At 43.6% G+C, this 16,405-nt stretch carries 13 protein-coding genes and 1 rRNA gene; 1 reads left to right on the plus strand and 13 read right to left on the minus strand.

Annotation, left to right across the window (positions count from 1 at the left end):
• Positions 1-89 (minus strand): 16S ribosomal RNA (locus BUC50_RS08605); the annotation flags it as partial.
• Positions 90-331: 242 nt separating this feature from the next.
• On the opposite strand from BUC50_RS08605, the gene BUC50_RS08610 reads away from it, so the two are divergent.
• Positions 332-2,656 carry a transglycosylase domain-containing protein gene (locus BUC50_RS08610; RefSeq protein ID WP_013048164.1) on the plus strand — a complete coding sequence of 775 codons (2,325 nt, stop codon included), beginning with the start codon at positions 332-334 and terminating at the stop codon, positions 2,654-2,656.
• Between the two features lie 83 nt (positions 2,657-2,739).
• On the opposite strand, the gene ppsA is transcribed toward BUC50_RS08610, so the two are convergent.
• From ppsA to ybeY, 12 genes are read right to left on the minus strand one after another with little or no spacing between them, the layout of a single operon-like run.
• Positions 2,740-5,115, minus strand: a complete 2,376-nt coding sequence (gene ppsA, locus BUC50_RS08615) for a phosphoenolpyruvate synthase (RefSeq protein WP_013048163.1) — start codon at positions 5,113-5,115, stop codon at positions 2,740-2,742.
• A 15-nt stretch (positions 5,116-5,130) separates the two neighbouring features.
• A complete protein-coding gene (gene ppdK / locus BUC50_RS08620; RefSeq protein ID WP_353743431.1) occupies positions 5,131-7,272 on the minus strand; it encodes a pyruvate, phosphate dikinase in 2,142 nt (713 codons plus the stop codon).
• Entirely contained in the window at positions 7,173-7,796 is a 624-nt protein-coding gene (locus BUC50_RS09675; protein ID WP_353743429.1) for a PEP/pyruvate-binding domain-containing protein, read from the minus strand. The genes ppdK and BUC50_RS09675 overlap by 100 nt, the downstream gene beginning before the upstream one ends.
• Before the next feature lie 37 nt (positions 7,797-7,833).
• Positions 7,834-8,649 carry a pyruvate, water dikinase regulatory protein gene (locus tag BUC50_RS08625; RefSeq protein WP_013048161.1) on the minus strand — a complete coding sequence of 272 codons (816 nt, stop codon included), beginning with the start codon at positions 8,647-8,649 and terminating at the stop codon, positions 7,834-7,836.
• Between the two features lie 5 nt (positions 8,650-8,654).
• Positions 8,655-9,458, minus strand: a complete 804-nt coding sequence (locus tag BUC50_RS08630) for a pyruvate, water dikinase regulatory protein (RefSeq protein WP_013048160.1) — start codon at positions 9,456-9,458, stop codon at positions 8,655-8,657.
• A 10-nt stretch (positions 9,459-9,468) separates the two neighbouring features.
• Positions 9,469-11,532 carry a glycine--tRNA ligase subunit beta gene (gene glyS, locus BUC50_RS08635; protein WP_273015021.1) on the minus strand — a complete coding sequence of 688 codons (2,064 nt, stop codon included), beginning with the start codon at positions 11,530-11,532 and terminating at the stop codon, positions 9,469-9,471.
• 22 nt (positions 11,533-11,554) lie between these two features.
• Positions 11,555-12,433, minus strand: coding sequence for a glycine--tRNA ligase subunit alpha (locus tag BUC50_RS08640; RefSeq protein WP_013048158.1), 879 nt, complete (start codon positions 12,431-12,433; stop codon positions 11,555-11,557).
• Between the two features lie 53 nt (positions 12,434-12,486).
• Positions 12,487-13,215, minus strand: coding sequence for a DNA repair protein RecO (recO, locus tag BUC50_RS08645; protein WP_013048157.1), 729 nt, complete (start codon positions 13,213-13,215; stop codon positions 12,487-12,489).
• Positions 13,216-13,224: 9 nt separating this feature from the next.
• The gene (era, locus tag BUC50_RS08650) at positions 13,225-14,151 is read right to left on the minus strand and encodes a GTPase Era (protein ID WP_013048156.1); all 927 of its coding nucleotides are present in this window, start codon (positions 14,149-14,151) and stop codon (positions 13,225-13,227) included.
• Positions 14,148-14,591, minus strand: a complete 444-nt coding sequence (locus BUC50_RS08655; protein ID WP_013048155.1) for a cytidine deaminase — start codon at positions 14,589-14,591, stop codon at positions 14,148-14,150. Before BUC50_RS08655 ends, era begins: the two co-directional genes overlap by 4 nt.
• Positions 14,578-15,864 carry a hemolysin family protein gene (locus BUC50_RS08660; RefSeq protein ID WP_013048154.1) on the minus strand — a complete coding sequence of 429 codons (1,287 nt, stop codon included), beginning with the start codon at positions 15,862-15,864 and terminating at the stop codon, positions 14,578-14,580. Before BUC50_RS08660 ends, BUC50_RS08655 begins: the two co-directional genes overlap by 14 nt.
• Positions 15,865-15,866: 2 nt before the next feature.
• Positions 15,867-16,403, minus strand: coding sequence for an rRNA maturation RNase YbeY (gene ybeY / locus BUC50_RS08665; protein WP_013048153.1), 537 nt, complete (start codon positions 16,401-16,403; stop codon positions 15,867-15,869).
• Positions 16,404-16,405: the final 2 nt, after the last annotated feature.

Here is a 16,405-nt window from a genome sequence, read left to right on the forward strand (position 1 = left end):
AAGTCGCTTCAATATCCGTCCCGTTCAACTTGCATGTGTTAAGCACGCCGCCAGCGTTCGTCCTGAGCCAGGATCAAACTCTCCATAAATTTCTTAAATGGCTCGCTTTACATCTGCGCACTGTATTCTCTTTTCAAGCTTCGTAATGATCGCTGCCCTAACTGGCAACGGCGAAAAATATACCATGCCTTTGAAGGGAATGCAAGCCCTTTTTAAAGTTTTTATAAAAATTCTTTTGAGATGATATAATTTCTCCGTCAATGAACAAGATGCAGTCTCCTGAAAATACATTTATACTAGGTAACATGTTGTTTGGAGGAGGTTTTTAAATATGACGAGAAAAGAACCCGAATCAAACGCTGCAAAGCGTGACGGGAAACAACCCCCACAATCTGGCGGTTTATATCTTATCCGAAAAGTACTTTTTTTAGTTCTATTGGTAATGGCGGCAGGCATTGCCGTTGTTTTTGTTTTTGGAGCTCTTTATATAAAAGAAATATCTGAAGAGCTCCCGACAACATCGCAAATACTTGCTCACAAAGAAAACGTGGCAAGTACGGTTTATGACAGAGATAACGAGATTATAGCACGATTATTTACGGAGAATAGAAAACCTGTGCAATTGAAAGATATTTCTCCGTGGATACTGAAATGTACTTTAGCTGCAGAGGATTCCTCTTTTTATCAGCATGGCGGGATAAGAGTTACTGCCATTGGAAGAGCATTAATGGTTGATATTCTCCATCGAGGAGCCCGCCAGGGAGGTAGCACTATTACACAGCAATTAGCTCGTAATCTCTTCTTATCCCAGGAAAAGACCATTAAAAGGAAAGCAAAGGAGATTATGCTCGCCATTCGCATGGAACAGCTTTTCTCGAAGGATAAGATCCTTGAAATGTATCTCAATACCATATATTTTGGACATGGCGCCTGGGGGATAGAAACAGCAGCTAAAACTTATTTTGGTAAGGAATCAAGAAATCTTACCCTCTCTGAATCTGCTGTTATCGCAGGTCTAATAGCTGCTCCAGAACGGTATAGCCCACTCAACAATATAAATAACGCCAAAAAACGCCAAGGGTATGTCCTCGGCCGTTTAATAGACCTCGGATGGATCGATAGTGAAACAAAAGAAAAAGCATATATTGAAGAAATTAACTTAAAGCATGTCCCAAATAAAGTTACGGAATTTAACAAGGCCCCTTATTTTATTTCACACTTGCTCATTAATCACCTCCTCCCTACCTATGGAGCTGATCTTGTATATAGCGGCGGTATGGAGATATACACAACCATTGACCTGGATCTGCAGGAAAAAGCTGATAATGCGATCAAGATGTTGAAAAGCCAAGGGGCTCTTGTTGCACTGGATCCTCTCACAGGAGAAGTTTTAGCCCTCACGGGAGGAAAAGATTTTTCAACAAGCAAATTTAACAGGGTTACTCAGGCTTATCGTCAGCCTGGCTCTGCCTTTAAACCCTTCGTCTTTGCTGCTGCTCTGGAAAAAGGCATTATGCCTACTGATCATTTTCTTGATGCACCTCTCTCATATGATGTCCCGGGAGAAGAAAAAACATGGGAGCCTGGCAACTATGGCCAAAAATTTCACGGGGAAGTGACCGTTCTCGACGCTCTCATTCATTCTTATAATACAGTGGCGGTACGCATGGCCGACATTACAGGTGTTAGCAATATTATAAAGATGGCACGAAGCACAGGAATTACTTCTCCCCATTTGCCTCATGATTTATCGATTGCTCTTGGAACCGCAAGTGTAACACCATTAGAAATGGCTACGGCCTTTTCAACTTTTGCCAACGGAGGTCATGTTGTTTCTCCTTTGATGATACGTGAAATTCGATCAGGGAATGGAGACGTGCTTGAATTCCATAAGCCAGAGATACGAGAAGGGATCTCTCCTGTCACCGCAACTGTTATTCGCTCTCTCATGGAAGATGCGGTTCGAGCTGGTACAGGAAGAAATGCCCTTATCCCCGGATGGGAAACTTTCGGTAAAACTGGAACTACAAATGAGTATAGTGACGCATGGTTTGCAGGAGGTGTTCCTGGCCTTGTCACTATTGTCTATGCAGGAAATGACGACCATAAAGCCCTTGGTAGAAATGCAACTGGAAGTGCTATTGCAGTACCAGTGTGGAAGAGTTTTATGAGCGAGGCTGTTAAAGTGCTTCACCTTCCGCAGGCCTTTGATATCCCTCAGGGTCTTGCAGTAGAAGCTGTTCGAGTATGCAGGCAAACTGGTTTTTTAGCCGCTCCTGGCTGTTCAGCCGCAACCTTGCTTCTGCCAGCGGGATCGACTCCTACAACCACATGTCCTATCCATGGAGGAGATATCTTTGCCTGTCAAAATGACTCCTTGGCTCCAAGACTTTATCTTCTTCCTCAAGACGAGGAACATTACTATACTTATGCCAAATTCCCAGATGGAGATATTCCTTTCTCTCTCGCCGGTTCCGATATAGAGGTGAAGGTGTCTTCAACTGTTGAGGAAAAATCGCAACTATCGCACAAACCAGCACAAAAATCAGTTATCCCTGTTGGAGAGCAAGATCCGTACAAGGACGATCCCAGCCCTGCCCAAACAATCGAGGAACGCTACCAGGACCTTCTAAAGCAATACGGCATTACAAACTAAAGCCGTATAAAAGATGCGACTCAAAAATTAAAAGGGCAAAACCGAAAAACTCGGTTCTGCCCTTTTTTCTATGAATGTCTATTCTATCTGTTTCGAATACTGTTAAGAATAATACGCTGCTCTACTCCTGCTACGAGCTTTCTCGTATAGGCTACAGTATCAGGATTGACACTCATGCTGTCTATTCCTTCTCTTACAAGGAACTCGGCAAAATCCGGATAGAGAGATGGCCCTTGTCCACAGATGGAGCATGTTTTCCCATGCTTATGCGCCGCTTGGATCAATGTGCGAATAGCACGCTGCACTGCAATGTTCCTTTCATCAAAGTATCCCATGTTGTTCAATATGCCTGAATCTCTGTCAACTCCCATTACGAGCTGTGTCAGGTCGTTACTTCCAATGCTGAAACCATCAACCATCTGGGCAAATTCCTCCGCAGCAAACACAACTGACGGAACTTCTGCCATGATCCAGATTTTAAACGAAGAACTCCTCTCCAAACCTTCGGAACAAAGGATATTCATGACACTTTCAAGCTCCCATGTAGTTCGAACGAAAGGAAGCATCATCCAGACGTTTATGAGGCCGTACTCTTCCCTGACTTTGCGCATTGCCTGACATTCAAGTCTGAACCCCGCTTCATATTCAGAGGAAATGTACCGAGAAACACCACGCCAGCCAATCATTGGGTTGTTCTCTACAGGCTCAACTTCTTCCCCGCCTTTAAGCCCTCTGAACTCATTTGTTCTGAAATCACTCATGCGCACTACGACTGGACGGGGGTAAATAGCCTGGGCCACTGTGGTTATTCCCTCAGACATTTTATCTACAAGAAGCTTTCCCTGCCCTGTCTTAACAAGATACATAGGATGTATACCAACCATATTGGTAAATATAAATTCCGTACGCATTAACCCTATCCCATCAAAGGGGAGGTTCTTATATCTGTCAATTATAGAAGGCTCGCCCAGATTCATGTAAATTTTTGTTCCTGTAATAGGCGCTAACTGATGTACGAGCTCTTCTATCGGAAGAGCTTGAGCACCTGGTGAAACTAGAGTAGCTTTTTCCGCTTCTTTCTTTTCGGGTACAACGTTACCTTCAAAGACAACGCCACGAGTAGCATCAACTGTAACAAGCACCCCTTCTGCAAGTACTGCCGTCCCGTTTTTCGAACCTACTATACAGGGAATGCCCAGTTCTCTTGAAACGATGGCGGCATGGCACGTTCGTCCACCTTCGTCGGTCACGACGGCTGCAGCTTTTCGCATAGCAGGAACCATGTCAGGATTAGTCATCCCCGTTACAAGGATGTCGCCATCTTTTACCCTCGCTATCTCATTTATATCCTCGATAACGATAACTTTTCCAACTGCGGTCCCTGGAGATGCCGCCAGACCTCTTGCCAAAACATTCAACTTTGTTTCTTTTGGGGTTGTGTTCTGATCCACAGAACTCTCTCCTTTAGCTAAAGTTGTAATAGGACGGGCCTGCAGAATATATAGTTCCTTTGTATCTTGGTCGAGAGCCCACTCTATATCCTGAGGAGCGTTATAAAGGGACTCTATTGTTTTTCCAGCTTTGCCAAGGGTTATTATTTCCATATCTGTAAGGCACTGCATCTTTACCTTATCCGGCCCAAGAAAATCTTTAACCGCAACTTTTGCAGTGCCTATATCTCCATCTTTTTCGACGATCATGGTGTTCTTTTCAGATATTGTTTTCTCCACTACATCGAGATGATCTTTCTCCAGTATAAATTCATCTGGAGTAACAACTCCAGAGACAACAGCTTCTCCGAGTCCCCAACTTGCGTTGATCATAATTTGATTGAGGTCATTGGAAACAGGATTAGCTGTAAATAGAACACCAGACTTCTCGCTTCTAACCATTTTTTGTACTACAGCGCTCAAGGCTACTTCAAAGTGATTGAAGTCCTGTTTTTCCCGATAATAGGTCGCTCGAGCTGTCCAAAGGGAGGCCCAGCATTTCTGAACATGTTTTAAAACTTCTTCTGCTCCTCGAATATGAAGGTAGGTATCCTGCTGTCCCGCAAAAGAAGCATCTGGCAAATCTTCAGCTGTCGCAGAACTTCGGACTGCAACCTGTACATTTTCCAATCCAGTTTTTTGGGCAAGCTGAGCATAGGCTTTTTTTACTTCTTTTTCAATTTCTTTGGGAAAGGGCGCTTCCATAATAAGCTTTCTGATCTCTCCGCATTTTTCAGAAAGGTCATCTGTGTTTTCAAAATCAATGTTGCGAATTATGTTCTCTATGGATGCATTGAGGCCAGAAATTCTGATAAAATCCCTGTAAGCTCCAGCAATTACACAAAACCCCGGAGGGACAGCAACCCCATTCTGAGTCAATTCACCGAGATTTGCTCCCTTTCCTCCTACAAGTGGTATGTCGTTGCGATTAACTTCCGAAAACCACCTGATATACTTATATGTTCCCATCTTACTGCCTCCTCGTTAATTAATGAAGCCCAGCGCAGCCTGAGCAGCTGCCAGTCTTGCCACTGGTATCCTGAAGGGCGAACAGCTGACATAGTTAAGGCCGATAATATGACAAAAGGCAATACTTTCTGGATTACCGCCATGTTCGCCACAAATGCCCAAAGACATGTTTTGTCGTGTTTCTCTCGCTTTTTTAACGCAAAGACGCATCATCTCTCCAACGCCTTCTCGATCAAGGGTATGAAAGGGATTCTCCTGCAATATGCCTTTCTGTAAATAGGCCCGTAGGAACTTGGACTCCGCATCATCCCTTGAATACGCAAAAACCGCTTGTGTCAAATCATTCGTTCCAAAACTAAAAAAATCTGCAACTTTCGCTATTTTATCAGCAACCAATACTGAATGGGGAACTTCTATCATGCTTCCTACTTTGTAGTCAACAATTATCCCTGTACTCTTATAGTACTCTTCGGCAATTCTGTCTACCATTTCGCGGAATATTTCCATTTCTTCAGAGAGACCGACAAGAGGTATCATTATTTCTGGGAAAACAGCTTTTCTTTCTCCTAGAACTAAAAGAGCTGCTTCAAAAATAGCGCGAATCTGTGCTTCATAAATTTCAGGATGCAAGATACCAAGCCGACACCCTCTGAATCCCATCATAGGATTGATTTCTTTAAGCATCTCAATTTTTTTGAGCACTGCTTCCATTTCTAAAATTTTTTTCTTCTGTGCTGGGGATTCCTTTTCCCTTTGCATCTCGAACAACTGCTGTCGTATAACATTTTCTTTTGGGAGAAATTCATGGAGAGGCGGGTCTAACAGGCGAATGATAACAGGGCAGCCGCTCATCTCCCTAAAAATATCAGCAAAATCATTTTTCTGCATTTCCTTTAAAAGTTCAAGGTCTTTAAGGCGACTTTCTTTATCCGGAGCCATTATCATATGCTCCATAACAGGAAGTCGATCCTGGGCCATAAACATGTGCTCCGTCCGACACAAACCAATTCCCTTAGCACCAAACTCCCTCGCTCTTCGGGCATCTTCGGGAGTATCAGCATTCGCCCATACCTCTAAAGAGGCCGCCTCGTCTGCCCATTGAAGAAAAACGGAGAGCTCTTTGGTAATTTTTGCGTCTACAAGGGGGGCTTCTCCTGCATAAACTCTACCATTGCTTCCATCTACTGTAATAATATCCCCCTCTTTGAGGATCAGGCTTTCTCCGTAAAGAACCTTTTCATCCACATCAATGAAAAGCTCTTCGCAACCGCTTACGCAAGGTTTACCCATACCTCTGGCAACAACAGCAGCATGGCTTGTCATTCCGCCACGACTTGTTACCACACCTTCCGCGACAGCCAATCCATGAATATCATCTGGACTCGTTTCAGGGCGTACAAGAATAACATTCTTTCCCTCATCATTCCACTGTACTGCTGCCTCTGGAGAAAACACTATCATGCCTGAACATGCTCCTGGTGACGCTGGCAACCCCTCTGCTACAAGAGGCACATCCACCTGGCTGCCTATCTGTTTGTGAAGAAGAAGTTCTGCTTCCCTTGGCGTAACTCTAGTTAAAGCTTCACTTTTACCTATAAGGTTTTCCTGAACCATATCATGAGCAATCCTCACTGCTGCTTCTGCTGATCGTTTACCACTTCTTGTTTGAAGAATGTAGAGCTTACGGTTTTCAATAGTAAACTCTACATCCTGCATATCCTTATAAAACCTTTCTAAAGACCCTGTGATATCAACCAGCTGATTAAACATGTCAGCCATCATATAGCGCAATTCTGATATGGGGATAGGGGTTCGTACTCCCGCAACTACATCTTCTCCCTGAGCATTAATGAGAAATTCCCCATAAAGGTCTGCAGAACCATCGGAAGGGTTTCGTGTAAAACATACACCTGTGCCGCACTGCTCGTTAAGATTTCCAAAAACCATTGAGACTATACTAACAGCAGTCCCTAAATTATGTGGAATACTATGAAGATTGCGATATGTAATAGCTCTTGGGTTGTTCCAGCTCTTAAAAACAGCGGCAAGAGCCATTTTTAACTGCTTCCATGGGTCATATGGGAAAGAAGAATGAGTGTGGGATTCATAAATGTGAAGGTAGGCCGCAACAATTTCTTCAAGGATCTGGGCAGGAATTTGATAATCATATAGTAAATTATTTTTTTCTTGGCTTCATCGAGAACTTTTTCAAAAAGATCAGGACTCAAACCAGCAACAACTTCACCGAACATTTGAATCAGTCGCCTGTAGCTATCGAGAGCAAATCTTCTGTTTTGAGAGGCTTCTGCCATATACTCCAACGTATCCCGATTGAGTCCAAGGTTGAGTACGGAGTCCATCATGCCTGGCATAGAAACTGGGGCACCAGACCTCACCGAAACCAGAAGGGGAGTGGGGCCACTGCCCCATTTTTTGCCCGTTTTAGCCTCCATTCTGAGAATTGCTTTCTGTATATCCGGCCAAATTTTGTCCACTAAAAAACTTTCCCCTTCTAAAAATTCTACACAGGCTTTAGTTGTCACAATGAATCCGGGAGGGACAGGCATTCCATTCTGTACCATTTGAGAAAGATTGGCCCCTTTACTGCCAAGAAGGTCCTTCATTGTGGCGTTTCCTTCTTCAAAATCATAAACATACTTGTTGAGTACTTTATCTCTCATAGCATTACTCACCTCCTCGTCTAAATATTGGAGGGATCTAATGTCTGATGTAAGCTAATATCTCTTGTGCGGTCTCTTCAAGGGCACGATCCGTAACGTCAAAAACTCTTACGCCGAGTGCTTTCATGATTGAATCTGCATACGCCAGTTCCTCATAAACCTTGGCTATCTGAGCGTAGTCGGAACCTTCTGAATCAAGACCTAACATAACGAGCCTTTTAAGACGGATATCTATGAGAGCCTTTGGATCTATAGTTAAACCTATGATCCGAGAAGAATCCACTTCAAATAATTCTTCAGGGGGAGCAAGATCAGGGATCAAAGGAATGTTCGCTGTTTTAATGCCCTTATGGGCAAGATACATTGAAAGAGGGGTTTTACACGTTCTTGAAACTCCAATAATAATAAGATCAGCTTCAGGAAGAAGATGGGTGTTGCTGCCATCATCACAGCTGATGGTAAACTCAACCGCTTTGACCCGTTTAAAATACTCTTCGTCCATAACATGGGAAAGCCCTGGCTTCTCAAGAGGCTCTTTATCCAGAATATCAGAAAGAGTGTTGAGCAGCGGTCCAAAAACATCTATAACATCAACGTTCAAGGAGTCGCTATTTTCAATGACCCAATGGCGCACAATCTTATCTACAAATGTACAAATGACAATGGCGTGTTTAGAAGATGCAATCTCCAGCATTTCCCTTGCCTTATCTATATTGTTAATGTAGCGAAAACGGCGTAATTTTACACTCTGGGGGTCAAATTGACTTGATGCAGCCCGTGCCACGCTTTCCGCCGTTTCTCCGGTAAAATCGGAAACCACAAAAACTTCAACCTGTTTTTTCATGTCGTGCATATATTCTACCCCCGAAGAAGATCCATTATTTCCTGTGCGTTCTCTTCTACTGCCCGACCCGTTACATCATAGATGCGACAGCCAAGCTGCGACATTATATTACTGGCGTACTCTAATTCTCGTCTGACTCTCTCCCTGTTAGCATAGGCTGAAGCTGCCGGATCAAGCCCTAGAAGCTTCAGCCTTTCCTCTCGTATTTGTATTAACTTTAAAGGATCTATAACTAAGCCAATGAGTCGCTCTTTGGGAACGGAGAAAACCTCTTGGGGAGGATCTACTTCTGGTATTAGCGGAATATTGGCCACTTTGAATCCCCGATTCGCAATATACATTGAAAGAGGCGTTTTCCCCGTTCGGGAAACTCCCAATATAACAAGATCCGCTATGGGAAGAGCCGGTGGGTTTCGTCCATCATCACACTGTATAGCAAATTCAACAGCCTTAACCCGCCTGAAATACTCTTCATCCATACGGCGATTCAGTCCCGGCGATTCCAAGGGGTCCTCCCCCAGCCTCAACTCGAGAAGTTCTAATAGGGAACCAAGAAGATCCACAAAAGGTATCCCCAATTTCTGAGCTCTTAGGGCCATTGACCGCCTTAAATTCCTATTCACCAGAGTACACACAACAACAGGGCGGGCAAGCGCCGCCTGTTGTAAAATGTCCTTCACCTTTTCTTCTGAGTCTACATAGCGAAATCGGGTAACCTGACTAAAGGAAGACTCGAACTGACTCATAGCTGAGTGAGAAACATGTTCCGCTGTTTCTCCTGTAGAGTCTGAAACTATAAACAATGACAGAGAGCTCATTTTCCCCCTCCTAGTTCTTCAGGACACCCAGATCTCCAACTTCTTTGAAAATACTATTACAGCGAGAAAGTAAGGCTAATCTATTCTGCCTGATGTCAAGGTCGTTATCCATAATCATAACATCGTCAAAGAAAGCCGTGATACGTGGAGAAAGCCTCGATAGTAGAACCATCAGTTCGTCCCAATCATATCTTTCCAAAGCATCCTCTACTAATGGTGTCATTTCATTCATTTCTATAAACAGCTCATTTTCCACATTTTTCTGAAAAAGCTCCTGGGCGATATCTTTGGAGTACTCTTCTGCCTTTGATAAGATATTTCTAACCCGTACCGCTGCTGTAACAAGGTCCACAAACCATTCTTCATTCTTCACCTTATTAACAACATTTAAAAAGTGAAGGGCCTGGAAAGGTTTGCGTCCAACAACTGAAATAGCCAACGTCACAAGATCGTGCTCATAGCCCTTTTCTTTTAGTTGTACATGAAGCCGCTGTTCAAAAAAACTCCTGGATTGCTCTAGTATCTTTTCAGGCACCTCGAAATTTTGTCCTGCTTGAGAGATAAGATCCGCAATATCTACATCCAGATCGACTCCCCAGATAATCTCGTTAATACATCGTGCTGCCCGTCTGAGAGCATAGGGATCTTGGGAACCTGTGGGCTGAAGACCTACCTTGTGGCAATTTACAATAACAAAAATTCGTTCTGCTATGCCAAGTATTGCTCCTATGATATCTGATGGGACAGTGTCGCCAGCGGACTTTGGGAGATATTGTTCATAAATAGCTTTTGCGACTCTTTCCGGCTCCCCATTACGAAGGGCATATTCACGCCCCATAATTCCCTGAAGTTCTGGGAACTCATACACCATATTGGTCAACAAATCGCATTTTGAGAGTAAGGCAGCTCTGTCTACAAGTTTAGCCTCATCTAAAAACCCAAGTTTTTCACAAAGATATTTCGCCAGTTTCTGGGTTGCTTTGATTTTATCGTAAAGGGACCCTAGTTTTTCCTGGTAAACAATGCTCTTTAACCCCTCTATACATCCCGCAAGAGGTTTTTTCAGATCTTCCGCCCAGAAAAATGCGGCGTCTTCGAGCCTTGCCCGCAATACCCGTTCATTTCCTTCACGCACTACCCCCATATTCGTAGCCCTGTTATTACTTACCCCTACAAAGAAAGGCATAAGTTTGCCGTTTTCACTTCGTACAGGAAAGTATTTTTGATGTTTTTTCATACTTGTCGTCAATACTTCCTCTGGTATATCGAGAAATTTCTTGTCAAAAGAACCATAAAAGGGAATCGGAAACTCTACAAGATACAGGTTTTCATCAACGAGCTCAGGGTCAAGTTCTACTTTGCCCCCAATTTCTTTCTCGAGGGCGGTTATGCCCGAAATCATTTTTTGTTTTCGTTTTTCCTGATCGAGGATAACATAATTATCGTATAGCTTTTCCATAAATTCTGACGCATCGGCAACATCAATGCTCCTGGATCCCATAAAGCGATGGCCCCTAGTTGTTCGGCCACTTTCTATGCCGCCATAAGTAAAGGGAACTATTTCTTTATCGAGAAGGGCAACGATCCAACGAATAGGTCTGGCAAATTTTATTGTCGGATCAAGCCAATACATATTCTTAGGAAAAACAATCTGGCCCATAATATTAGTTAGTATTTGAGGAAGCAAATTTTGAACAGGGTTCCCCTGTTCAGAAATGACTGCGAAGGCATAACGCACCCCATCTACTTCCTTATGGGTTAATTCTTCGTAGTTAACCCCCTTGCTCTTAGCAAATCCTATGGCAGCTTTAGTTGGGTTTCCATTGGCGTCAAAGGCTGACTCCCATGTCGGCCCCTTATAGGTCATTATTTTATCTTCCTGGTTTTCCTGAACATCCCTAATAGTAAGAGCTATGCGGCGAGGAGTTCCATATGCCCCTATCCGTCCATGCTTAATGCGGGCTGTTTCAAATTCTTTTTCAGCGTAACTTACGATGGTTTCTAATGCGTCAGGAAGAAAGCGTGATGGAATTTCTTCAGTTCCTATTTCAAGTAAAAGATTTTTATATGCCATGACTCTTCACCTCTTCCATGGTCTAGCGAGAAAATTTATTCATAAAAGGATAGTTCATCTCTTTGCGGCTTCCCGCATATCTTTCACAGCAAAGACTCGCAAGGGCCCGAATACGGGAGATGTAGCCTGTTCGTTCCGTTACACTAATAGCATTCCTTGCATCCAGAAGATTGAAAGTGTGGGAACACTTCAGTACATAATCATAAGCAGGAAGTACATACCCTTCAGCAAGGATATGATTCGCCTCCGCTTCATACATGGTAAAAAGTTTAAAAAGCATATCCGTGTCTGCTATTTCAAAATTATAGTGAGAAAACTCCACTTCATCCCAATGGTGAATATCTCCGTATGTTACATTATCAACCCAGGCAAGATCATATACATTCTCCACTTTCTGTACGAACATGGCTATACGCTCAATGCCATAGGTCAGCTCCGCAGGAACCAGAGCCATATCTACACCACCAACCTGCTGAAAATAGGTAAACTGAGTCACTTCCATTCCATCAAGCCAAACTTCCCAGCCCAGCCCCCAGGCCCCTACGGTTGGAGATTCCCAATCGTCTTCAACAAAACGGATATCATGTTCTTGGGGCTCTATGCCTAGGGCACCAAGGCTGGCAAGATAGATCTCCTGAATGTTTTCAGGCGCTGGTTGAACAATAACCTGATACTGATAATAATGCTGCAACCTATTGGGATTTTCACCGTAACGTCCGTCTGTAGGTCTTCTAGAAGGCTCAACGTATGCAACTTTCCATGGTTCGGGGCCAAGTACCCGTAGAGCAGTTGCGGGATTCATAGTTCCAGCCCCAACTTCTATGTCATATGGTTGTTGTATAACACATCCCTGTTCAGCCCAAAAACGTTCGAGACGGAAAATAATTTCTTGAAAGTTCACATAAAAAACCTCCCTCGCGATAAAACCTTTTATCTTTGTAGGATTGTCTATTTTTAACAACTTCTGTCAAGAATCATCTTTAAACGTCCAATCTGCGTTTTCCAGAAAGCTTTCTCTGTACCATCTGAAGGAGCTCCTTGAGAAGAAAAAGAAATAAGATTTCGGCGGGGCAGCATGGCCGCCGCCTGAAGAAGTCTCAGCTCTTTCGAAGCAATCATTGAACTGCCCCCGTTTGAACTACAGTTTTGGCAAAGAAACCCTGAATCAGACCAATAAACAGCGTCTTTTAAAGCAACTCCACACTGTTCACATTTTGATAGATCAGGAGCCTCTCCACGTATATAAAGCCACCTCCACAGCAGCCGCCAAGAAAGAAATAGTGGATTGGCACCCTCGCACAAAGAACGCATAGTCCAATACAAAAGAATCAAAACATCATCTTCAGCCACGCCGGAACAGGTGTAGCGAGAAACCATTCTATTCCATTCCAAAGCTGAATGAAGCTTTTCAGGATCAAGGCGTAACGTCCACATGTCATCTTTCACATCTATGGTCTTTAAATAAAGATGTTTAGGCCCTTTATAAAGATTAAATGACCCCCATGTCAATGGTTCTGTCGCGCCACCAAACCGACCCCTTCCACGAGCGGACCCTGGTGCCTGGACCCATACGGGGCCAACTCCTTTGAGGAAAAGGTGTAGGGAGATATCGCCTTCTGCGCTAATCCTACGACGCAGCACCACTCCAGAACTGCGAAAAAGTCCTTGGGTTAAAAAATCCACAGCAACGTATCACCTTTCTATATACCCCATTCTCCAAAGCTCACCTTCAGATTTACGCCAAGCTGGCCTAACCTTTATCCAAAGGTCAAGAAAAACCCTATGACCCGTCATTGTTTCTATATCAGAACGGGCTAAGCTTCCAATTTTTTTTATTTTACTCCCCTTTTTCCCTATAAGGATAGTCTTCTGCCCTTCTCTTTCTACAACAAGATTGGCACGAATATAAAGAACGTCCCTTTCTGGATATTCGTCTGGACTTTTGTATTCTTCCACTTCTACAGCAACACTATGAGGGACCTCTTCATGGGTAAGCAGCAATACCTTTTCCCGTATAATCTCACCCGCTAAAAAACGTTCCGGACGGTCAGTAAGAATTTCTTCATCGTACCATGGGAACCCGGCCGGGAGTTTATCTTTAAGAATTTGTACAAGTTTGTCTATATTGTAACCTTTCTTAGCTGAAACACCTAAGGCACCAACTATAGGCAACTTTTCTTTAAAAAGAGACGCTACGGCCATAAGTCTTCTTTCACTTTGCTGGACCTGGTCTATTTTATTAACTACAAGGAAAATTGGGGTGGAAACTTCTTGGAGTATCTCGATGATCCTATCGTCTTCCGGCGAAATTGAGATGTCATCAACTTCTACCACATACAGGATAAGGTCTGCATTTTCTAGGGAACGAACGGCAGCCTTTACAAGGGCTTCGCCCAGCTTGTGACGAGGCCTATGGATCCCTGGAGTATCTGTAAAAACTATCTGCATTTCAGGCTCATTATATATGCCATGAATAGCATTTCTCGTCGTCTGCGGTTTCTCCGAGACAATAGACACCTTGTAAGCAAGAATATTGTTAAGCAACGATGATTTCCCTACATTGGGGCGCCCGACAATGGGCACCACTCCAAACTTAAAGTTCATTGCAGCTTCTCTCATTCGTCCTTCATGCCCTCTCTGCTAAAAGGATATGGGAGAAGATTTCGCAGCAACATCGTCTCTGCTTTATTATTTTCCTTTTCAAAAACAAGGATCATATCCGGATTAAATTCCCACATAACCTGCAAACACGCCCCACAGGGATAGCAGGGGGTACCTATTTTCCCCACAATGGCGATGGCCTGGGGATCCTTTTTCCCCAAAGCTACCATCTGAGCTATTACATTCCGCTCGGCACAAAGGGCCATACCATAAGATGCGTTTTCTACATTGCAACCTTTGATAACCTCATTATTTCCAAGAAGTAGAGCCGCCCCCACAGGGAAATGGGAATAAGGGCTATATGAATAATATTGAGCCTCTCTTGCCTCTTTAAGCAGTCTAAGAGGCGAAATTGCGCTGAAAGCCCACTTAGGGCTCTTGTCTTCAGTCTTCTTCATTTTCTTCGTCCTTTAATAGCACTTCGTGAAACCTCAAAAGCTTTATCCTGTGATCTTCCACATCAAGAACTTCTATTTCCCATTTTCCATATTGAAGAAGTGCCCCTTTTTCAGGGAATCCCCCTGTTAATGAGAGAACCAGACCTCCCACACTTTCTGCATCTTCTGATTCAAAAGGATAGGCAAGGGTTTCACTTAAGTCTTCCAGGCTCACATTGGCCTGTACAAGATAATTCCCACCCGTTTCTTTGAGAACCGGCGCTGTTTCAAAATCGTACTCATCTTGAATTTCTCCAACTATCTCTTCAAGCAGGTCTTCAAGAGTAACAAGTCCAGCCGTTCCGCCATATTCGTCAACTACGATAGCCATATGTACCCTTCTATTTTTCATTATGTTAAAAACATCAACGATTTTCATAGTTTCCGGAACAAAAAGAGCATCTCTTTTCAGTTTTGATACAGGCTCGTCAATCTTTCCAGAAAAGAGATAGGGGATGGCATCTTTCGCATAAAGAATCCCTACAATATCATCCAGGCTCTCATCGAAGACAGGAATTCTTGAATGTCCATACTCCTGAAAAATAGCCACTGAATCTCCGATGCTTGCATCGTTTGCTATAGCGTTTATATCAGTTCTAGGAACCATAATCTCGTAAACACGAGTTTCTTCAAAAGAGATGATTCCATGGATCATCTTTCGCTCCACTGCCTCAAGGACACCTGAAGCTTCTCCTATATTCACCATTTGCTCTATTTCTTCCCTTGTCACAAAGGTATGCTGCATGCGGAGATCTACACCGAAAAGAAGACCAAGCACCCGCACAAGTCGGTTCATAATCCAGATGAAGGGAGAGAAAACCACTCCAAGCAACCTAAGGATGGGAAGAGTAAAGATCAATATAGCCTCTGATTTTATGATAGCAATGCTTTTAGGTAAAACCTCGCCGAAGATAACAATGACAACGGTCATTATTATAACGGCCCAGAGCACTCCTCTATGGCCAAAAAGAAGAATCGCCAGGGAAGTGGCAACAGCGCTGGCCGCAATATTAACAAGATTATTTGAAACAAGAGTAATCGTGAGAGCACGTTGGACATCTCCTACAAGCCACTGAAAAAAACGGCGCTGATATGGGTGGCGTTCTTGAAGCGCTAGCAGTTTACCTCTCCCTGCTGCGGTTATAGCCGTTTCTGCGCTGCTAAAGAATGCGGAACAAATTATAAGGAAGAGGAGAAAGATCAAAGCTTTAATAGCAGATGCAGGAATATCCACTATCAAATCAATCCTCCTTCAATGGGGGAGTCACTTTGAATCTTATTGAGAGCCAAAAGCCATTCGTCACGAATTATTGATTGGAGAGACCACATCATCTCCTGTTTTTCGACGGTATCATGGTCTATACCTAAGAGGTGAAGAAAACCGTGGGCTACTATCAGGTACAGCTCTTCTATATACGAAACGTTGTTTTGCCTTGCATTCTCCCTGACCACTTCTTCACAAATGAGTATGTCGCCCAAAGGAAGCATCTCCCATCCGCTGGGGGGGCAAAACTCTTCTCCCTCTTCCCACATGGGGAAAGAAAGGACATCTGTTGGCTGGTCTATTCCTCTGTATTCCCTATTAATTTCCTGCATTTCCGTGGTTGAAACTATAGAAATAGATACTTCTGCTTGCTGGTTTTCGTATCTCCCCTGAAAAAGACGCTGAACAACCCGCTCCAACACTTCCTCACAGCCCTCAAGTTTTCTGAGGGCCCTAATACTTTCGGATTCTCCATCATCCACACTGTCTAAGCATAAATGAACCTTCACGT

The organism is Aminobacterium sp. EBM-42 (genome assembly GCF_001896635.1).
In the GTDB taxonomy this organism is placed as follows: domain Bacteria; phylum Synergistota; class Synergistia; order Synergistales; family Aminobacteriaceae; genus Aminobacterium; species Aminobacterium colombiense.